This window comes from Polaribacter septentrionalilitoris (genome assembly GCF_009832745.1).
Taxonomy (GTDB): domain Bacteria; phylum Bacteroidota; class Bacteroidia; order Flavobacteriales; family Flavobacteriaceae; genus Polaribacter; species Polaribacter septentrionalilitoris.
In genome coordinates this window covers 25,081-47,002 of record NZ_VRMJ01000036.1, presented here as the reverse complement: position 1 = coordinate 47,002, position 21,922 = coordinate 25,081, and the positions used below count along the sequence as shown (strand labels likewise).

Annotated in this window: 17 protein-coding genes; 6 read left to right on the top strand and 11 right to left on the bottom strand. The window is 31.2% G+C overall.

The features are described from left to right. Positions 1-4: 4 nt before the first annotated feature. Entirely contained in the window at positions 5-1,342 is a 1,338-nt protein-coding gene (locus FP421_RS09805) for a deoxyguanosinetriphosphate triphosphohydrolase (RefSeq protein ID WP_159950092.1), read from the top strand. A 27-nt stretch (positions 1,343-1,369) separates the two neighbouring features. Here the strand turns inward: FP421_RS09805 and FP421_RS09800 are convergent, their stop codons facing one another. From FP421_RS09800 to dxs, 3 genes are all read right to left on the bottom strand, one after another. Then, on the bottom strand, positions 1,370-1,834 hold the full coding sequence (locus tag FP421_RS09800) for a hypothetical protein (protein WP_159950090.1): 465 nt from the start codon (positions 1,832-1,834) through the stop codon (positions 1,370-1,372). Positions 1,835-1,895: 61 nt separating this feature from the next. Beyond that, positions 1,896-6,611 carry an Ig-like domain-containing protein gene (locus FP421_RS09795; protein WP_159950088.1) on the bottom strand — a complete coding sequence of 1,572 codons (4,716 nt, stop codon included), beginning with the start codon at positions 6,609-6,611 and terminating at the stop codon, positions 1,896-1,898. A 109-nt stretch (positions 6,612-6,720) separates the two neighbouring features. Continuing rightward, positions 6,721-8,493 carry a 1-deoxy-D-xylulose-5-phosphate synthase gene (gene dxs / locus FP421_RS09790; RefSeq protein ID WP_159950086.1) on the bottom strand — a complete coding sequence of 591 codons (1,773 nt, stop codon included), beginning with the start codon at positions 8,491-8,493 and terminating at the stop codon, positions 6,721-6,723. Between the two features lie 56 nt (positions 8,494-8,549). Between dxs and FP421_RS09785 the strand changes: the two genes are divergently transcribed. After that, positions 8,550-8,999 carry a nucleoside deaminase gene (locus FP421_RS09785; protein ID WP_159950084.1) on the top strand — a complete coding sequence of 150 codons (450 nt, stop codon included), beginning with the start codon at positions 8,550-8,552 and terminating at the stop codon, positions 8,997-8,999. On the opposite strand, the gene FP421_RS09780 is transcribed toward FP421_RS09785, so the two are convergent. The 6 genes from FP421_RS09780 to FP421_RS09755 all read right to left on the bottom strand — a co-directional run bounded on the left by FP421_RS09780 (position 8,996) and on the right by FP421_RS09755 (position 14,309). Then, complete coding sequence (locus FP421_RS09780; protein ID WP_159950082.1) at positions 8,996-9,202, bottom strand: helix-turn-helix domain-containing protein; 207 nt, start codon at positions 9,200-9,202, stop codon at positions 8,996-8,998. The genes FP421_RS09785 and FP421_RS09780 overlap by 4 nt on opposite strands. Positions 9,203-9,204: 2 nt before the next feature. Next, positions 9,205-9,816, bottom strand: coding sequence for a DUF2975 domain-containing protein (locus FP421_RS09775; protein ID WP_159950080.1), 612 nt, complete (start codon positions 9,814-9,816; stop codon positions 9,205-9,207). A gap of 83 nt (positions 9,817-9,899) precedes the next feature. After that, positions 9,900-11,000 (bottom strand): aspartyl protease family protein, encoded by a 1,101-nt coding sequence (locus tag FP421_RS09770; RefSeq protein ID WP_159950078.1) that lies wholly within the window; start codon positions 10,998-11,000, stop codon positions 9,900-9,902. A gap of 56 nt (positions 11,001-11,056) precedes the next feature. After that, positions 11,057-11,485 (bottom strand): LexA family protein, encoded by a 429-nt coding sequence (locus tag FP421_RS09765; RefSeq protein ID WP_159950076.1) that lies wholly within the window; start codon positions 11,483-11,485, stop codon positions 11,057-11,059. Next, complete coding sequence (locus tag FP421_RS09760) at positions 11,485-12,744, bottom strand: Y-family DNA polymerase (RefSeq protein WP_159950074.1); 1,260 nt, start codon at positions 12,742-12,744, stop codon at positions 11,485-11,487. The genes FP421_RS09765 and FP421_RS09760 overlap by 1 nt, the downstream gene beginning before the upstream one ends. A 71-nt stretch (positions 12,745-12,815) precedes the next feature. Beyond that, entirely contained in the window at positions 12,816-14,309 is a 1,494-nt protein-coding gene (locus tag FP421_RS09755; RefSeq protein WP_159950072.1) for an aminotransferase-like domain-containing protein, read from the bottom strand. A 67-nt stretch (positions 14,310-14,376) separates the two neighbouring features. On the opposite strand from FP421_RS09755, the gene FP421_RS09750 reads away from it, so the two are divergent. Further along, positions 14,377-16,197 (top strand): TonB-dependent receptor plug domain-containing protein, encoded by a 1,821-nt coding sequence (locus tag FP421_RS09750; protein ID WP_159950070.1) that lies wholly within the window; start codon positions 14,377-14,379, stop codon positions 16,195-16,197. Positions 16,198-16,541: 344 nt separating this feature from the next. Next, a complete protein-coding gene (locus FP421_RS09745) occupies positions 16,542-17,408 on the top strand; it encodes a cupin-like domain-containing protein (protein WP_159950068.1) in 867 nt (288 codons plus the stop codon). Between the two features lie 642 nt (positions 17,409-18,050). On the opposite strand, the gene lpdA is transcribed toward FP421_RS09745, so the two are convergent. Then, complete coding sequence (lpdA, locus tag FP421_RS09740) at positions 18,051-19,451, bottom strand: dihydrolipoyl dehydrogenase (RefSeq protein WP_159950066.1); 1,401 nt, start codon at positions 19,449-19,451, stop codon at positions 18,051-18,053. 135 nt (positions 19,452-19,586) lie between these two features. Between lpdA and FP421_RS09735 the strand changes: the two genes are divergently transcribed. Beyond that, positions 19,587-20,060, top strand: coding sequence for a heme-binding domain-containing protein (locus tag FP421_RS09735; RefSeq protein ID WP_159950064.1), 474 nt, complete (start codon positions 19,587-19,589; stop codon positions 20,058-20,060). Then, positions 20,061-21,302 carry a glycosyltransferase gene (locus FP421_RS09730; RefSeq protein ID WP_159950062.1) on the top strand — a complete coding sequence of 414 codons (1,242 nt, stop codon included), beginning with the start codon at positions 20,061-20,063 and terminating at the stop codon, positions 21,300-21,302. Here the strand turns inward: FP421_RS09730 and FP421_RS09725 are convergent. Further along, positions 21,299-21,820 (bottom strand): hypothetical protein, encoded by a 522-nt coding sequence (locus FP421_RS09725; RefSeq protein ID WP_159950060.1) that lies wholly within the window; start codon positions 21,818-21,820, stop codon positions 21,299-21,301. The genes FP421_RS09730 and FP421_RS09725 overlap by 4 nt on opposite strands. Between the last annotated feature and the right edge of the window lie 102 nt (positions 21,821-21,922).

Genomic DNA, 21,922 nt, shown 5'->3' with positions numbered 1-21,922 from the left:
TAGAATGAACTGGCAACAACTCCTTTCTTTAAAACGCTTTGGTGATACCCAAAAAAGACCAAGAATTGCTCAAGATGAAACACGTTTGGGTTTTGATGTAGATTTTGATAGAATCATCTTTTCATCGGCATTTAGAAGTCTACAAGACAAAACACAAGTCATTCCACTTTCAGAAACCGATTTTGTTCACACACGCTTAACGCATAGTTTAGAAGTTTCTGTAGTTGGGAGAACTTTAGGGAGAAGAGTGGGTAAAGTGCTGTTAGAACAGCATCCAAATTTAAAAGAACTTGGATACACTTTTAACGATTTTGGTGCCATTGTAGCTGCAGCTTCTGTAATGCATGATATTGGAAATCCGCCTTTTGGGCATTCTGGTGAAAAGGCAATTGGAGAGTATTTTAAAACAGGAAAAGGATTACAATACAAAGACCAATTAACTCCAAAAGAGTATCAAGATTTAATCGATTTTGAAGGAAATGCAAACGGATTTAAAATCCTTACTGAAAGCAGAGAAGGAATTTCAGGAGGTTTGCGTTTAAGTTATGCTACACTTGGAGCGTTTTTAAAATATCCAAAGGAAAGTTTACCAAAACAACCCACCAAACATATTGTAGATAAAAAATACGGTTTTTTTCAGAATGATAAAAATGCTTTTTTAGATGTGGTTGAAGATTTAGGAATGCTGCAAAAATCAACCACAGATATATCGTTTTACAGACATCCATTAGCGTATTTGGTAGAAGCTGCAGATGACATTTGTTATACAATTATTGATTTTGAAGATGGTATCAACCTAGGTTTAATTGAAGAAGAGTTTGCTTTAGAATACATGATAAAATTGGTGAAAGATACCATTGATATTAAAAAATACCATTCATTACAACATAAAACAGATAGAGTAAGTTACTTACGAGCTTTGGCAATTGGAGTGCTAATTAATGAGGCTGTTGATATCTTTTTAGCCAATGAAGAATCCATTTTAAAAGGAACTTTTGAGAAATCTTTATTAGATCGATGTAAATATGAGGCGCAAATTAACGACATCATAAAAATTAGTATTGATAAAATTTACAAGAGTAAAGAAGTCATCGAAAAAGAAGTAGCAGGTTATAGAATTATAGCAGATTTATTAGATGTATTTGTTACTGCTTTAAATAATAAATTTGATGGCACACAATCTAATTTCGACAAATTAGTCCTGAATTTACTACCTAAAGAATATCAAGTAGAAACAGATAATTTGTACAATAGAATCATGCAGATTTGTAGTTATGTTTCTAGGATGTCAGATAGTTATGCCATAAGAATGCATAAAAAATTAACTGGTAATAGCATTTAAGAATAATTAGGATATTAGAAGTTTTACTTATATTTCAAATTCAACCACTAATTTTTCAAAATATTTTACATTTTGAGATTTACCATAATTAAAAATGACTCTATAGCGTCCAGATTCCATTTTTTGAGTTAACTTCTTTCCGTCATTACACGTTACCAAATCTTTATTCCATATAAAAGTGTGTTTTTGATTTGAAGAAATAGACATTGTTTCTGGTGGTGGTGGACAATTACCACATGGACAATAAGGAATCTTTATTTTTACCCAATTTTCACCATCAAATTTTTCTATTTTTTTAAGAAAAGGATCAAAAATTACTAAGTTATTTTTAGTGGTATTTACAATTTTAATAGCAACGGAATTAAAATCTTGATATTTTTTTTCAGATTCAACAGACCAATCCTGATTTTTTAAAGGCGTATTTTTCTTTACTTGTTGATTTGATTTACAACTAAAAAAAACAACGAATAGTAAAACAGAGAGATATTTCATTTTTTCTTTTTTTAAAAAAAGCGGATAATAATTATTATCCGCTTCTTTTATTTTTAAATATTTATTCTTTAATAATTTTAAAAGATTTTGATTTGTTTGAGCTAGAGATTCTCATCATATAAATTCCACTGGCTTCATTTCTTAAATCAATAGTAAAATCAAGTTGATTAAAACTAACAGATTGTTTTTTAACCATTCTTCCTCTTAAATCGTATACTTCTACCTTTAAATCTGAGCTAAACGTTGTACCTAATTGAACTTCAAATAATCCATCAGTAGGGTTTGCTAGAAGTCTTAACTCATTTTTATCAAAATCAGCAGTGCTTAATACATCCTTACTTTCACCAAATAAACTAAAAATTAATGCACCATCATTTCCGCTAGCTGTCCAAGAAGTTTCTACATCTGCTAAACCTGTAGGTGACTGTCTTACATAGTCACCATTTACAGAAGGAGTATAATATGCCCAAAGCCACTGATTACCACCTGGATTAAACGCTTGATAGGTTCGTACCGAAATCCAGTATGTACCAGAAGATAATGTTGTTGGTGAATTAAGCGTTAATCTAAAATCAGATGAATCAGTTGTAGGTTCTAGAGTTAAATTTCCCGAACTAAATACCTCAGTGCCAGGTAAACCATTATCATCTTCATAAATGTTAAACAGCGCTAATTGAGGAGACCCATTACTAATCCTTCCTTGAACGTCAACACTTAACAAATCCCAAGTTTTTCCATTTGGTATTGTAAAGTTATCAGCAGATTCTATGGTCCCGTCACTAAAATCAGGAAACACTTGAGAAGCTGTTCTTCCAGCTTCAGTTCCAGTTTGAATATACAAAGGAGAAAGTATAGAAACTGTAAAAGAATCTTCTACAGTAAGTGCATTGGATGTGGCCTTAATGGTAATTTCTGAAGTTCCAAAACCAATAAAGTTTAAAGACAGTTCTTTACCCGAAATTGAAGGCGTTACTATTGCTGTATTTGTATTTCCAATAACTTCTATAGTGATTAAATTATCATCATTATCTGTATCTGTAAAGGTTGATGATAAGTCTATAATCATTGGATTTGGAGTTGGAATCTCTGTTAACTCTATATCTGCAATTGGATTTGCTACTGTTGGTGTTGCATCTGTAATAATAGCAGTACCGTCTATGGTAAATAAAAGTTCTCGATTATCTGGAGTAAATACTCCAGGTGTATCTTCTGAATGGCTATTACCATCTGCAGCACTTCTAAACCATGCATAAAGACTTGTGCTAGAATCTGTACCAGCATCAACCCCAAATGTAGGGTGAATACTTATCCAATATGTACCGGAAGTTAAATTAATAATACTATTTAACCTTACAGTTAGAGAAGTGTTCTCAATAGTTCCACCTACAATTTGGCCTTGATTTGAAATAATTGTTTGTTGTTCTAACATGGTTCCTGGTGCTCCTGCATTATCATTATAAATTACTACATTAACACTTTGAAGATTTAAGTCTGCTGCACCTAATGAAAAGGCTTGTGTGGTAACTGTAGAAATACTCCAACTTTGACCTCCAGGTATAATAAAATCTTCTACATTTCTACTAGCTGTATTGTTATATGTCCCTTCTAACTGACCTGAACCAGATATAGGACCTGGCTGATCAAAAAGAGTATTGGCTAGACTTTTAACGGTAACGTTAAAAGTTTCGTCTACTGTTTTGCCATTTGAGGTAGCTCTTATCACAATTTCAGTAATACCAATTTTATTTGGTAAAAATGATAATGTTAAATTAGTTCCTGTTAAACTGGTTCCTACTGTTGAAGAATTACTATTACTAAAAACAGAATAAGTTATTGAGTTATTATCATTATCTGGATCATTGAAAACATTGGTTAAATCAATAACCTGATTTGTAGAATTCTCATCAACAGTTACATCAAGCACAGGAACATATACAACTGGAGGTTCATCTCCATCAAAGGTTGTAAAATTCCATGTTGTTGTGTCTGAAATTCCAGCAAAATTATTTCCAAAATTATCTGTAAATGCTCCTACATCAACTTTTACATAATACCCAGTTACTGCATTAAAATCTGCAGAAGGATTAATGATAACTCTAGAACCAGAAACGCTAACTTTATCACTTGTAGCTGATAAACTTTCTACTAGAGCATTGTTAGAAGCTAGATATATGTTTATGTTTCCAGAACCAACTTTTATTGGTTCGTTAAATTGTATTTCTAAATTGATATCTAAAGGAGAAACTGCAGTAACATCATCAGAAGGGTTTAAAGAAGTAATTGTTGGCGCAGTTGTATCATCAGTAGCAAAAATGTTAGACGTAAAAAAACCTCTACCATGAGTAGCTACAACTATCATTTGATCAGCTTCTCTATATTGAATCATATCACACCTAACATTGGATAGACCTTCATTACTTGGTTCCCAGCCAGGGTTGGTTGCTGTAATATCATTAGTAGACCAAACACCAAGTTCAGTAGCTAATAAAACTTGCTTTGTATTATTTGGATTAAAAAGAGCCCATCTAATTGGGATATTAGGCAAACCATGACCTGTATCGTCTTTATTAACCCAAGTAGTTCCTCCATCTGTTGAGTGCCAAACAGAAGTAACTCCAAAATTAGAAAAAGTAACGATAAGTTCCATATCACTAGAACCAACATCAATGGATGATACATTACCTATTGTAAGAATATTAGAAGTAATATCTGTAACTGAAGGTTCTGCTAGATTAGCACCATCTATTTTAAAAACTTGTCCACCTTCTGTACCTACAAATATTCTATTTTCTGTATTTGTATTTGCTCTTACAGCAGAAATTTGCCTATTACCAATCTTAACAGATATGGCAACTTCACTACTAGGGCTAGTTGTTTTTACATCTGTAATTTTCCCTAATTCATTGTCTCCTGCTGCGCTATATAAAATTCCACTAGAATAATCATAATCACTTTGGTTTATAAAATTACCAGTACCTAAATTCGTTACGCTTCTAAAAGAAGTTCCACCATTTGATGAGTGTGCTACACCTCCTCTTTGAGAAGAAACTAGTTGATATGTTCGATCAAGTTGATCTACGTGAGAGAAACCACCATCACCACCCCAAACTTCTCTAGCGGAAAAGTTTAAATCGCTTCTAAGTTGTTGGGTTCCGTTGTCTTGTGCACCACCAATATAATAATCTGAACCACTAACATTATCTGTAGCTACTGCATAGAATTGAGTAGTCGTATAGTTTTTATCTCTTGTTTCAAAAGTTGGTTTTGTAGCTAAACCTAAATTAGATGAATAATAAATACCACCATCATTTCCTAAGAGAGCTTCACTAGGGTAGCCAGGTCTAAATTCTATAGCATGCTGGTCTGCATGCACATCTTCGAGGCTACTACAATTTGCCCATTCAGAAATTTGAGTCCAAGTTTGTCCACCATCATCACTTCTACCTAAGTCTACACCACCTGCTATAACAACATCAGCATTTGTGGGGCTTACTGCTAAAATTAAATCATACCATGCTTGTCCACGTGTAATATCTGTTGCTTCAGCAACACATTGATCGTTATGTTGAGGAACAGGTAAATTTACCCAAGTAGCTCCACCATCGGTTGATTTTTGCATCCAATCAATTGTATTGTCTGATCTGTCTTGAGAAATTGCATAAACTACATTTGCGTTTGATGGTGCTGTAGCAATTTCTATTCTAGCAGGATTATTACCACCAGTAGGCGTCACATTTTTCCAAGTAACACCATCATCTGTAGATTTAAAAATAGTTCCAGTACTAAAAATTCCTCTAGAGGCATAAATATCTCCATTAGCAGCAATTTCTACATCTGCACCTCTTGTATTTAAAACTCTTGTAAAAGATGTTCCGTTATCTGTTGATCTAAAAATACCTCCATCTTGAGAATTAACTGCTCTAGTAGCTATTATAATGGTTCCTGTAGGCGTCATTTCAATTTTTTGTACATAGGCAAATTCATCACCAGATGTACTTGGTAGTAAGTTCCAGGTTTTACCAGCATCAATAGATTTAAAGATACCAACACCTTCTACTGCTCCGCCATTAAACCAACCTTCTCCAGTACCTGCATAGAAAATCTGAGGGTTATTAGGGTCTGCAACTATTGTATTTACTGCAATTGATGCTAAAAAGTCATTAACAACTCTCCAAGAAGAATTAGGGTCTAATACATTATCATTAACCCAAATACCACCAGAAACTCCTGCAGCAAAAACTCTCCTGCTTGATGAATCATTAGGATCCCAAAGTATGGCTCTTGTTCTACCACCCACATTATCAGGGCCTCTTTCTTTCCAAACTATAGGATTTCCACCTACAGTAATGGCTTCAGAAAAGTTGAATGTACCATCAGTTTTAGCAAAAAATTCTTTGTTATTACTTTTTACTGATTTCTTATTTTGTAAAACTGCATTTTTTAAAAGTTTTCTTTTTTTAAGTTTATCGGATGTTGTTTTAAAAGCTGAGAGTATTTCATCATACGGCACAGTTAACGAGTTTGGGTCAACCATCATGAGATAATTTTGTTCAGCAGCTAAATCAGGTCTATCTTGTTTAGGAATACTATTGTAATCTTTACTAATATTTCTATTATTATACGGATGTTCATCTAAAAAAGTATGAAACTTCTCTCTTTGTTTATCAATAGGTGTAATTTGAATTTCTGATTGATTAAAGTTTTGGTAACCAATAAGGGTTAGAAGAATAAGTAAAGTTGGGATTGCAATTTTTTTAAAAAGTAATTTTTTTTTCATCTTGAACTATTTTAACGTTAGCCAAGTTATTAAAAATAAATTTACATATTGTTTTTTTAACAATTTTATTGAGTTTTGATCATTGTCTCAAGTATATAAGATAAAATAATTAAGAATAAAACTGAAATATGTTTGCTAAACTTCTTGCATCTAAACCCAGTTTATGCTGAAGTTTTTGAATACTTCCATGCTGAATAAAATCATCAGGAATACCAATGGTTTTAATAATGTTTTTATAGTTATAAGCTGATGCAAATTCTAAAATAGCACTTCCAAATCCGCCTTTTACAGTGCCATCTTCAAGAGTAATAATTGTAGTATGCTCTTTAAAAACTGTATGCAATAACTTTTCATCTAGAGGATTGATAAAACGCATATCATAATGAGAAAAACAACATAGATTAGGCACTAAATCTAATGCTTCTGAGATGTTTGAAGCAATAGTTCCTACAGATAAAATTGCTGCTTTTTCACCTTTTTGTAAGCAGACTCCTTTACCTATTTCTATATCTTCGAAAGGTTTTTGCCAATCAATAATGTTACCATAACCTCTAGGATAACGAATTGCAATTGGATGTTGTAAACCTGTTTGAGCAGTGTATAAAATGTTACGTAGTTCAATTTCATTTCTTGGCGCGAAAATAATCAGGTTAGGAATGCACCTTAAGTAGGCCAAATCAAAAATTCCATGATGAGTAGCTCCATCCTCACCAACCAAACCTGCTCTGTCTAAACAAAAAATTACGGGTAAATTTTGTAAAGCAACATCATGAATTACTTGGTCGTAAGCACGCTGTAAAAAAGTAGAATAAATATTACAAAACGGAACCAATCCTTGAGTTGCCATACCAGCAGCTAATGTTACTGCATGTTGTTCAGCAATACCTACATCAAAAGTTCTTTTTGGAAATTTATTCATTAAAAACTTTAGAGAACTTCCTGTTAACATTGCAGGAGTAATGCCAACAATTTTATCATTTTTTTCTGCTAATTCAACGATGGTTTTTCCAAAAACATCTTGATATTTGGTGTAAGGATTTTCTTCTTTTTGCTTTCTTTCTCCAGAAATTTTATCAAACTTTCCAGGCGCATGATACGTAACTTGATCTTCTTCTGCTTTTTGTAAACCTTTTCCTTTTGTGGTAATTACATGTAAAAACTTAGGCCCTTGAACTGTTTTTAAACGTTCGATTTCTGATAATAATTTTGGAATATTATGTCCGTCAATTGGTCCAGAATAATCAAAATTTAATGCTTTTATAATGTTGTTTTGTGCTGCCAAACGTTTATCACTCTTAACTTTTGTCAAGTATTCTTTTACAGCACCCACAGAAGGATCAATTCCTATGGCATTATCATTTAAAATGATGAGTAAATTTGCTTTAGAAACTCCAGCATGATTTAACGCTTCGAAAGCCATTCCGCTTGCAATAGAAGCATCACCAATAACTGCAATATGATGTTTCTCTGTTTCATTTTTTAAATTAGAGGCAATTGCCATACCTAAAGCTGCAGATATAGAAGTTGATGAATGCCCAACACCAAAAGTATCATACTCACTTTCAGTTCTTGAAGGAAAACCAGCAATACCCCCAAATTGTCTGTTGGTATGAAAAATATTTTTTCTGTCTGTTAAAATTTTATGACCATACGCTTGATGACCAACATCCCAAACCAACAAATCGTTTGGTGTATCAAATAAATAATGCAAAGCAATAGTTAATTCAACAACACCTAAACTTGCTCCTAAATGCCCTTCTTTTGTAGCAACAATATCAATAATAAAATCCCTCAATTCTTTTGCCAATTTTGGTAATTGTTCAGGATTTAATTTTCGTAAATCACTAGGATTTGATATGTTATCTAACAAATTTTTCGACATTCAACAAAAATACAATAATCCTTTTTTGTAATATTGATTTTTATAATTCTTTACCAATGATACAACCTTTTGATGACACTTATTTTATGAGAAAAGCATTACAAGAAGCACAAATTGCTTTTGATAAAGGCGAAGTTCCTGTAGGTGCAATTATTGTTCATAATGATAAAATAATAGCAAGAGCACACAATTTAACGGAAACATTGAATGATGTTACTGCACACGCAGAAATGCAGGCTTTTACAGCAGCAGCCGATTTTTTAGGTGGAAAATATTTAAAAGATTGTGTATTGTATGTAACCTTAGAACCTTGTCAAATGTGTGCTGGCGCAAGTTATTGGGCACAACTTGATAAAATTGTCTACGGAGCTTCAGAACCAGACAGAGGTTTTGTCAATTTGAAAACTACTTTGCATCCTAAAACTAAAGTTATTAGTGGAATTTTAGAAAATGAATGCTCTCAACTCTTAAAGCGTTTTTTTATTGAGAAACGTAATTTGAATTAATCTTCTTGGTATTCTAAAATATCTGAGGGTTGACAATCTAACGCCTTACAAATAGCTTCTAAAGTAGAAAAACGAATTGCCTTTGCCTTACCCGATTTTAAGATCGATAAGTTTGCGGTTGTAATGCCAATAATTTCTGCCAATTCTTTACTCCGCATTTTACGTTTGGCAAGCATTACATCTAAGTTTACAATGATTGCCATATTTATATTGTTAAATCGTTTTCTGTTTTTAATTCTTGACCTCGTTTAAAAACTATTTTTAAGAGATAGATAAAAATAATATATAGAGGATAATAAAATAGAAAGTTTAAATCCATATGGCTTTTTGAAACATAATGAGGTAATCCATTCTTAAAAAACACCATTGTATATAAGTTAAAAGGGAGTAGTTTTAATAAAAATAAACCAAGAAGTATATATAAAATTTTATTTAAAATCTTAATATTAGATTCAAAGAAAAATTGCAGAGTAAGGGCGTTTTTTAAAAATTTATGGAATAAAAAAATTATAAAAAAGTAACCAACTACATTTGTAAATTTTGATAATAAGAATCTAACTTTTGTAAAATTCTCTAATAAGTTAAAGTGAATAAGCTGTTTCGTGTTTTTCCATTCATCATAGTTTTTAGGAATTTCTTTTATACTAGAATCAAATATTAAACCATTATTTTTTGAAATTATCAGGCTTGTATATTTTTCTGGAGAATTTAAAGAGTGAAAATAGATAACGACTAAACTTATGCCAGTAACAAATAGAATTGCCATTATAAATTTTAAAAAATGAGATGATAATATTATTTTTCTTTCTGTTTTCATAAGATAATAGTTTTTATTATTTGACAATGCAAATATATAAAAATTATCGAAAAACAATAATAAAATATTAAAAAAGAGTAATTTTAATCTTTTAATACAGAATTTTTGGTTATAGTAAATTGTTTGCCATCAGCTAAAGTTATTGTGAAAGATTGTGCAAGCTTAACTGTTTTTCTAAAATAGTTGTCTAAATCACAAAAATTATCAAACTGTTTTCCATTTACAGATACTACTTCATCTCCTTGTCTCACACCATTTTTCCATAAAGCGCTTTCTTCTTCTACTTTAATAATTCGCATTCTGTTTTTATAAAATAAAACAGAACATGGATATCCTTTAAATGTATTGTTGATATTAGCTTTAAAACTATATAATTTGTCTTTTTTTAATGACAAAAAAAGTTCATTATTTTGCCATAATCGATTTCCTATTTTAGAGGATTTTTGGTTATTGTACACTACAATTGGTGAAATAGCAGCATCACCAGAAAAAGCCTCTGCATACTTAACAATTTTAGCCAATGATGAGGTAAGCATTCCATTTACATCTATGCTAGCACTTTGTGTTGATAAATTTGGATAAAGATCAATTGTAGAAAAATTGTATTCGCGTTTAGAAATATTAGAAAAACCTCCAGCTCCAGTATCTAAAAGAAAGCGAATTTCTTTATTTTTTCGTTTTAGAAAAACATAAGGTCTTTTATTTTGATAATCAAAGTTTAAACGATGCATCGTTTTTACTTTATCTGGAAAATAATTTGATGGATACATCACTAAAATTTTTCGCTCAAAATCAATAGTCCAATTCAGTTCTTTTATAATGTCTACACCCAGAATTCCGTCGATATTATAGCAAGAAAACACATCATTTTTAGCAGTATTTAATATACTGTGTCTTCTAATTTTTCTACTTCCTAGTTCTATTAATCCACTTTTGTAAAACCGCATTTTACTTTTTAAACCACTAGAAGAAGTAATATTCATTGTTTTTCTAGTTGGTTTTAGTTCGTTTTTTGCCCAATCATAAGAAACAGAATGTGTAGCGCCAGTATCAAAAGCAAATTGTTTTTTAACGCCATTAAAAGTGATCGGAATAATTATTAAGCCTAAATCAGTTCTAAACGGAATGGTATCTTGAAATGCTGCACGGTTTTGAGCAAAGCCTGATGGTAATAAAACAATCAAAAGCAAAAACAATATTTGCTTTCTTAAAAATTTTAAGTAATATTTTAAGGCTAGTTTCAAACTTTCTTAATCACATTAGTTACAATACCCCAAATCATAAAATCGTTCTCTTCTGTGATTTTTATGATGGGATAATTAATATTTTCTGGTTGTAACCAAACTTCATTCTTTTCTACGCGCAAGCGTTTTACCGTAAATTCGCCATCTAAAAAACAAACTGCAATTTTATTGTTGGCAGGTTCTAAACTTCTATCAATTACCAACAAATCGTTATCATCTAAACCTGCGTCAATCATCGATTGTCCTTTTACTTTGGCAAAAAAGGTAGCGTCTTTATTTTGAATGAGTTCATCATCTAAAGAAATTCGGGTTTCTCTAAAATCGTCTGCAGGCGATGGAAACCCAGCAGAAATTCCTGTATCAACCAAAACTGCACCATTTCCTGATGAAGCTTTTGGGGTGAAAAAAACTAAATTTTTTGTCATTATTTTACAGTAATTACTTCGTTGATATTGGTGGTAAATTTAGGTGATAATCGTTCTTGTTTCATTTTCCAAGTGCGTTGTAAATCTTGATTGCCTAACTTTAATTTATCGGATTTAAATTTACCATTTAATTTGTCAATAGCAGCCATTAGTGGCTTATGTTTTGGATTTTCGTGTAAAAATAAATTAAGTTGATAATTGTCATTTGGCACCAAACCCGAAACAATAACACCTGCTTTTTTATATTGCACTCCTTTTTTAAAAATAGTTTTTACAGCTTCTGTAGCAGCTTTGGCAATGGTTAACGAGGAATCTGTAGGAAATGATAAAATAACCGTTTTGTTTTCTTTTTCGTAAGGCTGATGTTTGCTAAAACGATTACTTCTTAAAAACACAGTAATTACGTGGCAGCTAGATTTTTGCTCACGTAATTTTCTAGCGCAACTTGTAGCAAATGTAGAAATACGTTCTTTAATGTTATCAATATCTCCATAGGTGTTTTCAAAACTTCTAGTAGTTGCAATCATTTTTTTTGATGAAACAGCATCTTCTAAGGGAATTTTAGAAATTCCTTGCAAATCTTTTTGCAATCGCCATTCTACAATAGAAAAATTTTTTAAAACCCAATCGCTTGAAACTTGTGTAAAATCATAAGCAGTTACTATTCCTTTGGCTTGTAATCGTTTTTCTAAGCGATTTCCAATTCCCCAAACTTTTCCAATTTTTGTCCATTTTAGTGCTTTTATCCTGTTTTCATCAGAATTAATCACACAAATCCCTTTCGATTGTTTTAAGTTAGAACGGGCAATTTTATTGGCTACTTTGCTCAATGCTTTTGTTGGGGCAATTCCTACACAAGTGGGTATACCAGTCCATTTTAAAATTCGAGACCTAATTTTAGTTGCATATTCTTCAAAATCATAATTTTCAAAACCTTTAAATTCTAAAAAAGATTCATCAATAGAATAGACTTCGATGTCTGGAGAAAAATCTCGTAAAATATTCATTACTCGTGCGCTCATATCTCCGTACAAAGGATAATTGGAGGATAGAATTGTAATATTTTTTTCTTTACAAAATTGTTCCCATTTAAAAATTGGTGCTCCAAAAGGGAGTTGTAGTTTCTTAGCTTCATCGCTCATAGAAATTACGCAACCATCATTATTGCTTAAAATAGCAACAGGTTTATTTTGTAAATTCGGATTAAAAACCCGTTCACAAGAAGCATAAAAGTTATTACAATCTACAAGCGAAAACATCGTATAAAAGTATCAAAAAAAAAGATATTAAAAGAGGTTTGTTAATATCTTATTGTGTTAAAAAACTACGTTTATAAAGGTGTAATTTTATTGTAGGCATTTTTTAATTTCTGAATGATAGGCTCCATTTCATCTAAGTTTAGATGCCCAAACCCAAAACGAATGGCACAAGTTTTCTGGTTTTGATACAGTATTATTTTGGGTAAAAATAAATCGTTTTTTGCTGCTTCTTCAGCCAGTTTTAAGAGTGATATTTTTTGGGAAAATTCTATCCAAATAGCCAATCCACCAGAAGGTATTTTCCAATGGGCGATCTTAGTAAAATAGGTATTGAGTAGTTGGCATACATAATCGCGTCTTTGTTTGTAAATGATGATGTTTTTTTTCATCAAACGATATATCTCACCTTCATAAATCAATTCCGATAACATTTGCTCTTGTATTAAATCTCCTTGATTGTCTAACAATTGTAAATAGTTGTTTGCTTCGGAGATTAGATTTTTTGGAGCAACTATAAAACCAGTTTGAAAACTAGGAAATAAAGATTGCCCAAGTTTACCTAAATAAATGACCATTCCGTCTACATCTGCACTCGCCATAGGTAATATTGCAGAACCATCAAACTGAAAATCGTAATCGTAATCATCTTCAATAATAGCAAAACCGTATGTTTTGGCAAGTTCTACCAAAGCCAATCTACGTTTTATGCTTAGTGTTACCAATGTTGGATAATCTCTTTGTGCACATACATACACACATCGAATACTTCCTTTTGTAAAATTATTTTTGATGTAATTAATATCCAAACCTTCATCATCTATGGGAACAGTTAAAATTGTAGCACCTGCTTGCTGAAAAATCATATTTGAGGCATAATTACTCAACTCTCCAACTAATACAATATCATTAGATTGTATGAGCAACTGAGAAACAATATACAAACTCATTTCTGTACTTCTAGTACTCACTAAATTGTTGGGTCTTATGTTAAAACCTCTTGTGGCATTTAAATAATTACACAATTGTGTTTTAAAAAGCGATTGCGAAAACTCGGTAGGTCTATTCCATTTTTTGATTAAGTTTTTTCGTTTCATAGCAGCACTGTACCATCTTGTAAATTGATGTACAGGATGCAATCTTAAATCGGGTTTTCCATCATTTATAGTATAGGTTGCACTGGTTAATTGTGCAGTAGATGCTAAATGAAAGGATTGTTGAAAAGGAAAACCTGTTGCTTTTGCATACGTATAATTATAGTTTACTTTTTCTGAAATGATCTTGATAGGTTTTTTCTCAATTTCTAGAACATAAGTTCCTTTATTGGGGATGATTTCTACCCAACCTTGAGAAGCTAATTCCTCATAAATGGCAACAGCAGTATTTCTATGAATCTTTAAAAGAGTACTAAACTTTCGGGTTCCTGGTAAAACAGTACCTTTACGAATATACTTTAGCTGTATAGCATTAATAATCTGTTGAGAAACTTGAATGTATACAGGTTGTGATAACTTTTTATCAAAAGTTATGAATTGCTTCAAAAGATGTTCAACCGGACTATTAGACATTTTAAAACTGGACTATATTAATCGTCCGGAAAGTTACCACTTTTGCAGCGTTTTTAAATGATGAATTATGAGAATTAAATTTACCTTAGTATTACTATTGACGTTTTGTGTTTTTAAAACAAATGCGCAAACAGATACTATAAAAAGAGATACCTTAAAAGAAGTGGTAATTACTACAAATAGAATTGAAATTCCTTTTAAAGAGAATTCGAGAACTATACAAATTGTAACTGCAGATATTATTAAAAATAGTGCAGCAACAAATGTTGCAGATTTATTACAACAAGTTGCGGGTGTAGATATTAGAAGACGAGGTACCGCAGGTAGTCAATCAGATTTATACATTAGAGGTGGAGGTTTCGATCAAACATTGCTTTTAATTGATGGAATTAAAATGGATGATGCACAAACAGGACATCATACATTAAATGCAGCTTTACCTATAGAGGTTATTGAGCGTATAGAAATTATAAAAGGGCCTGCAGCAAGAGTTTTTGGACAAAATGCTTTTACAGGAGCAATTAATATTGTGACAAAGAAAAAACTAAACTGTACCGTTTCTGCAAATGTAGAAGCAGGTTCTTTTGGACAATTAAATGGCTCTGTCACTTTGGGTAAAGATTCAGAAAATACTACCATTATAGCGCATATTGGTGCATTAACTTCAGATGGGTATAGAGAAAATTCTGACTATAACAATTACAATTATTTTTTAAAGGGTGTTTTTAACAAACAAAAACAACCCATAAATGTAATTGCTACCTTTTTTGATAAAAAATTTGGAGCCCAAAATTTTTATACTCCTCAAAGCTTTGGATTGAATGAATACGAAGAAACACAAAATAGTTTAGTTGGAGTTTCTACTACTTTTAAAACAGAAAACCTTAAAATTACACCAAGAGTGTATTGGAGAAGAGGTCAAGATATCTTTTTGTTAAAAAGAGATGACCCATCTTTTTACAGAAACTTACACATTACAAACAAAGTAGGTGCAGAAGCAAATGCATCTTACAATTCTAATCTTGGAATTACTGGTTTTGGAGTAGATGTTTCTAGAGTTTCAATTAGCAGTAATAATTTGGGGCAAAGAGACAGAATGATGGCGAACTTATTTTTAGAACACCGTTTTAATTTTGGTGATTTTGATGTCACTCCAGGTGTTGCAGTTACTTATTTTTCTGATTTTAAATTTCACGCTTTTCCAGGATTAGATATTGGCTATAATTTCTCTGAGAATTTTAAAGTTTATGGTAACATAGGGAGTACTTTTAGAATTCCTACTTATACGGATTTGTACTATAACGATTCTAGTACAGCAGGAAACCCTAATTTGCAACCAGAAGAAGCTTTTGCTCAAGAAATTGGATTTAAATATACAAGAAATGCTTTCTTTATGAACGTATCTTTATTTAATAGAGATTCAGATAATTTAATCGATTTTATTAGACCAGATGCTAACACAAATACTTTTACAGCCACTAACATTGCTAATGTAAATACAAAAGGTTTTGAACTTGATACAAATTATGGTTTTAAAATCAACGATTTTAATCAAAATATAGCTGTAGGATATACTTTTTTAGAGGATGATATTATAGATCAAAATAGAGATTTGTCGCGTTATTCATTAAACACATTAAAGCACCATTTTACAACTCGTTTAAGAACACAATTGTTTAAAAATGTGAGTCAGAATATCATTTACAAACACGCAGAACGTGCAGACGGACAAAGTTATAATGTTTGGGATGCATCGATAATTGTTAGTCTTCAGGAATTTGAATTCACTTTTACAGCGAATAATATTTTTAATGCAGATTATATAGAAACTGGTTTTGTACCTATGCCACCAAGCAATGCTTTATTTGGTTTACGTTACAATTTTTAATAATTTAATTTCTCAAAATATTTAAAGAGACTGTCTTAAAAGTAATAATTAACTAAAAAAGTCAGTCTGAGCTTGTCGAAGACTATTTAATTTATCCATCAAGTTTAAAAAACTTCGACAAGCTCAGTTAGACTCTCTAAACTACTTTTTAGACAATATTTTTCTTTTTAGTGTAACAAAAGTTACTTTTCTACTACTTATAATTAGAAACAAGATTTGCTATGAAATAATTTGTTTTAATAGCTTAATTTTTTAAATCCATCACTTTTTAAGGTGATGGATTTCTTCTTAAATAAAAGATTTTCGTTACATTTTCTTAACTTTGTTTTTTTATTTTAAATAACATGAGTTTAAACTTAACTCAAATAGATCGTGTTGAAACGATTACCAAAGAAGATTTTATAAAAAACTACTTTAAACCTCAAAAACCAGTAATTATTGAGCGTTTTATTGAAGATTGGCCAGCGTATAAAAAATGGAGTTTAGCCTATATGAAAGAGGTTGCAGGAGATAAAACTGTACCACTTTATGATGATAGACCTGTAGATTACAAAGACGGTTTTAACGAACCTCACGCAACTATGAAAATGTCTGAATATGTAGATTTACTAAAACGTGAGCCTACTAAATTCAGAATTTTTTTGTGGAATATTTTAAAAGAAGTTCCTGTTTTACAAAAAGACTTTTCTTATCCAGATTTTGGTTTACGACTAATGAAAGGTTTACCCATGTTATTTTTTGGAGGAAGAGATTCCTACACGTTTATGCATTATGATATTGATTTGGCCAACATTTTTCATTTCCATTTTGAAGGAAAAAAGAAATGTATTCTGTTTGATCAAGATCAGAATGAGCATTTGTATAAAATTCCACATTCTTTAATCACTAGAGAAGATATTGATTTTAACAATCCAGATTTTAAAAAATGGCCAGCATTAAAAAACGCAAAAGGTTATGTTGCTGAGTTAGAACACGGAAATGTATTGTATATGCCAGAAGGTTTTTGGCATTACATGCGCTACATAACTCCAGGTTTTTCAATGAGTTTACGAGCTATTGCCAGAAAACCAAAAAACTTATCAAAAGCAATTTATAATGTTTTTATCATGCGAACATTGGATAATGTTATGAGAAGAATAAAAGGGCAAAAATGGATTGATTGGAAAAATGAACAAGCCATAATTAAAACAAACCGAAAACTAAACAAATAGTAATTTTATTATTTCATTAAAAAGTGTGTATTTTTTTATGATTTAAACAAAAGATCAACTTAATATCATATAATCAATAAATATCAGGTTTGGGTTAAGATAATTCAGTTGTAATTGATTGAATTTTAGTAGATTGCAAGTGTTAAGCCTAAATCCTCCTGCAAAATGAAAGCCTGTCCTAAATGTAAATCTGATTCTAGACATAGAATGAAAAGAAATGCTTTTGTAAAAATGATACCTGGTACAAAAGCGTATTCATGCGATAAATGTAATACTCAATATACTTGGTTTTCTTTTATCAACCGTTCTTTTAGAGTCTGACTAAATTACTTATTAATTTAATTTCTTGTTGTAGTAAATTTGTTTTTAGATGCCTCTATTATATTGGTTTTTAGTACCTTTACAGGGTTAAACAAATATGACTATTCTTATGAAAGCATGTCCAAGATGCAAATCTGTTTCTAGACACAGGATGAAAAGAAATACATTTACTAAATTAATACCAGGTACAAGAGCGTATTCTTGTGATAAGTGCAACACAAATTATACATGGTTTTCTTTTATCAATCGTTCTTTTAGAATTTAAATAAAAAGGTGCTGAATTCGTTCAGCACCTTTTTATTTTCTTGTATACAAATACTTTTAAGCATTCAATGGTTTTCCATCCCAAGCCGCTTTTGCAGCTTCTTTAACTGCTTCAGAATAAGTTGGATGACCATGACAAATTCTTGCCAAATCTTCTGCTGATGCTCTATATTCCATAGCAACTGCAGCTTCCATAATTAAATCGGCTACACGTGCGCCAACCATATGAACTCCTAAAATTTCATCCGTATTTTTATCCGCTAATACTTTTACAAATCCGTCTATATCTCCACTTGCACGAGATCTACCTAATGCCCTCATAGAAAACTTACCAGATTTATAATCTACACCAGCATCTTTTAATTCTTGTTCAGTTTTACCAACAGCAGCTACTTCTGGCCATGTGTAAACTATCCCAGGAATTAAGTTATAATCAATATGAGGTTTTTCTCCAGCTAAATATTCAGCAACTACAACACCTTCTTCTTCAGCTTTATGCGCTAACATTGCACCTTTAACTACATCACCAATTGCATAAATATTAGAAATATTAGTTTGTAAATGATCATTTACGGCAACTTGTCCGCGTTCATTTACTTCTACACCTACTTTTTCCAAACCTAATCCATCAGTATACGCTCTTCTTCCAACAGCAACTAGACAATAATCGCCTTTAAACTCAACTTCAACGCCTTTCTTATTGGTTGCTTTTACAACCACTTCATCTCCATTTCTTTCAACAGCTGTTACTCCATGACTAACGTTAAACTTAATACCTTGCTTTTTTAGTACCTTTTGTAGCTCTTTAGATACATCAGCATCCATAGTTGGAGTAATTTTTGGAGCATACTCTACCACAGAAACATCTGCACCTAAACGTTTGTAAACTGAACCTAACTCAAGACCTATTACACCACCACCAATAACAATTAAATGCTTTGGAACTTCTTTTAATTTTAAAGCTTCTGTAGAGGTAATAATTCTTTCTTTATCAATTTCAATAAAAGGTAAAGTTGATGGTTTAGAACCAGTTGCTATGATAATATTTGTACCCTCAATTACTTCTGATGAACCATCATTTTTAGTTACTTTAACATGAGTAGCATCTTCGAAAGAACCCAAACCTTCATAAACATCAATATCATTTTTATCCATTAGGTATTTGATTCCTCCAGTAGTAGTTTCTACTACTTTGGCTTTTCTTTCTACCATTTTACCAAAATCAAAAGATGGTGTTGAAACAGAAATTCCATGTTCTTCAAAATGATTTACAGCATCATAGTAATGATGAGAAGAATCTAGTAAAGCTTTAGAAGGAATACATCCAACGTTTAAACAAGTTCCACCTAATGTTGGATATTTTTCTATAATGGCCACTTTTTTACCTAATTGAGAAGCTCTAACTGCTGAGATATATCCTCCTGGTCCAGAACCTATAACAATGATATCGTATTTCATGAGTAAATGTAATTTTGCGTATTGTGTAACCTTTCGGTTTAATTTTTAATAATAGTTGACAAAAATACGGATATTTTTACAGAATATAGGGAGAATTCAGTAGATTTACTCTCTCGAATTCTTAAAATTTATTTCATGAAAATTCTTAAAAAAATAGGTTGGATTTTAGTAGTAGTTTTTGTCATTGCTCAGTTCTTTGGACCAGAAAAAAACGAAGGAGATTTAGCAAGTGTTAGTGCTTTTATAGCAGAAACAAATCCACCATCAGAAGTGCATAAAATTTTAAAAGAAAGTTGTTTTGATTGTCATTCAGACAAAACTAGATACCCTTGGTACAATTCAATAACACCAGTAAACTATTGGTTAGCAGAACACGTAGCAGATGGTAAAAAACATTTGAATTTTTCTAAATGGAGTTCTTATTCTTTAAAGAAGAAAGAACACAAAATGGATGAGTTATATGAAGAGGTAGAAAAAGGTGAAATGCCTTTAGATTCTTATACTTGGACACATTCTGAAGCAAATTTAACTCCTGAACAGATTGAAGCAATTGTATCTTGGGGTAAAAAAGTTCAAGGTGAATACAAACAACAAATGAACGCTAAGTAATTGACAAAAGAGTCAGTTTTAATAATTGGTTATGTTTGGGTAGAACCCAATTCTTCTGCTGCAGGAAGCAGAATGATGCAGTTGATAACACAATTTTTAGAACAAGATTATAAGATTGCATTTGCATCTCCTGCACAAAAAAACAAAAACGCTTTTGACTTAAAATCAATTGATGTTGATGAACATTCTATTCAATTAAATTCTAAAAGTTTTGATGATTTTATTCAAAAATTAGATCCTACTATTGTTTTGTTTGATCGTTTTATGATGGAAGAACAATTTGGTTGGAGAGTTGCAGAACATTGCCCCAAAGCTTTACGAATTTTAGATACAGAAGACCTACATTTTTTAAGAAAAGTTAGACATCAGCAATATAAAAAAGGTAAAAAGTTTACCACAGAAGCTTTACTAAAATCGGATGAGGCAAAGCGAGAAATTGCAGCGATTCTGCGTTGTGATTTATCGTTAATTATTTCTACTTACGAAATGGATTTGCTACAATCAGTTTTTAAAATTGATGAGAAAATACTTTTTTATTTGCCTTTTTTATTTGATAAGATTACTACTAATCAAACAGAAAATTGGAAATCTTTTGAAGAAAGAAATCATTTTGTATTTATTGGTAACTTTTTTCATAAACCTAATATTGATGCTGTTCTTACTCTAAAAAAACAGATTTGGAAATCTATTAGAAAGCAAATACCTAATGCAGAAATGCATATTTACGGAGCGTATGTAAATCAGCAAATTCAAGACTTAAACAATCCAAAAGACGGTTTTTTAATTCAAGGTTTTGCAGAAAATGCAAAAGAGGTCATTGAAAACGCAAAAGTACTGTTAGCACCTTTACATTTTGGAGCTGGTATAAAAGGAAAACTTACAGATGCAATGCTTTTTGGAACGCCAAGTGTAACCACAAAAATTGGTGCAGAAGGAATGCATGATACCCTACCTTGGAATGGTTTTATTACGGATGATTACGAAGAATTTTCAAAAAAAGCGATAAAACTATATACGAATAAAGATGTTTGGAAATCCGCTCAAAAAAACGGAAGAGCAATCATCAATAGCATTTATGATAAAGAAAAATTAGGAGTTTCACTCATCAAAAAAATGAATGAATTGCGTCAAAATATAGATGCGCATAGAGCTCATAATTTTTTAGGAAGTATGTTGCAGTATCAAACGCTACAAGCTAGCAAATATTTGAGTAAATGGATTGAGGCGAAAAACATGAATTAAAAATGTACTTTTATTCCTAAAAAACTACTGTTTTTCATCTCTGGTTTGATATTATACAATGTTTTAAAATCTGTTCTCTGCACTATTTGATGAAGATAACTTAATGAAAACCGTCTAGAAATTCTATAGAAAGCTTCTATGCTAAATCCAAAACTTCCAGTAGTATTTTGCATTCTGTTTATAAAACCATAATTTGTTTTGATACTAAAGTTTAAATTAGAAAAAAATACATCTTTTTGCACATAACCAACACCAACAAAATAACGCCTTAAAGGAGCATAATGTAAAGCTGCATACTCAAACGCAGGATAAGCAATAACATAACTATTCGCAAATTTAACAATGGGTATTTCAACTTTTGCAAGTAGATTTATGGTGCCTGCATGATTTCCTCTATCATCACCAAAAAGTAATAATTTGGTGTCATGATGAATAGATACATTAAAAGAATCCTGACTAAAAAATAAACTACTTTTTAGAAATAATAAAAATAATATGAAATATCTAAGCTTTCTCATTAAAATGGGGGTTAATGATTACTTAAATTTACGATTTTTTTATGATAAATCCTTATAGATTTTAGATTTTATGAGAAGTTAATTAGTACTTGCTTACAATCA

Coding starts and splice junctions, on each gene's coding strand:
- FP421_RS09745 (WP_159950068.1), top strand. CDS start 16,542: ATGAGTTTAAACTTAACTCAAATAGATCGTGTTGAAACGATTACCAAA.
- dxs (WP_159950086.1), bottom strand. CDS start 8,493: ATGTCGAAAAATTTGTTAGATAACATATCAAATCCTAGTGATTTACGA.
- FP421_RS09735 (WP_159950064.1), top strand. CDS start 19,587: ATGAAAATTCTTAAAAAAATAGGTTGGATTTTAGTAGTAGTTTTTGTC.
- FP421_RS09795 (WP_159950088.1), bottom strand. CDS start 6,611: ATGAAAAAAAAATTACTTTTTAAAAAAATTGCAATCCCAACTTTACTT.
- FP421_RS09785 (WP_159950084.1), top strand. CDS start 8,550: ATGATACAACCTTTTGATGACACTTATTTTATGAGAAAAGCATTACAA.
- FP421_RS09760 (WP_159950074.1), bottom strand. CDS start 12,744: ATGTTTTCGCTTGTAGATTGTAATAACTTTTATGCTTCTTGTGAACGG.
- FP421_RS09765 (WP_159950076.1), bottom strand. CDS start 11,485: ATGACAAAAAATTTAGTTTTTTTCACCCCAAAAGCTTCATCAGGAAAT.
- FP421_RS09775 (WP_159950080.1), bottom strand. CDS start 9,816: ATGAAAACAGAAAGAAAAATAATATTATCATCTCATTTTTTAAAATTT.
- FP421_RS09780 (WP_159950082.1), bottom strand. CDS start 9,202: ATGGCAATCATTGTAAACTTAGATGTAATGCTTGCCAAACGTAAAATG.
- FP421_RS09725 (WP_159950060.1), bottom strand. CDS start 21,820: ATGAGAAAGCTTAGATATTTCATATTATTTTTATTATTTCTAAAAAGT.
- lpdA (WP_159950066.1), bottom strand. CDS start 19,451: ATGAAATACGATATCATTGTTATAGGTTCTGGACCAGGAGGATATATC.
- FP421_RS09750 (WP_159950070.1), top strand. CDS start 14,377: ATGAGAATTAAATTTACCTTAGTATTACTATTGACGTTTTGTGTTTTT.
- FP421_RS09755 (WP_159950072.1), bottom strand. CDS start 14,309: ATGTCTAATAGTCCGGTTGAACATCTTTTGAAGCAATTCATAACTTTT.
- FP421_RS09800 (WP_159950090.1), bottom strand. CDS start 1,834: ATGAAATATCTCTCTGTTTTACTATTCGTTGTTTTTTTTAGTTGTAAA.
- FP421_RS09805 (WP_159950092.1), top strand. CDS start 5: ATGAACTGGCAACAACTCCTTTCTTTAAAACGCTTTGGTGATACCCAA.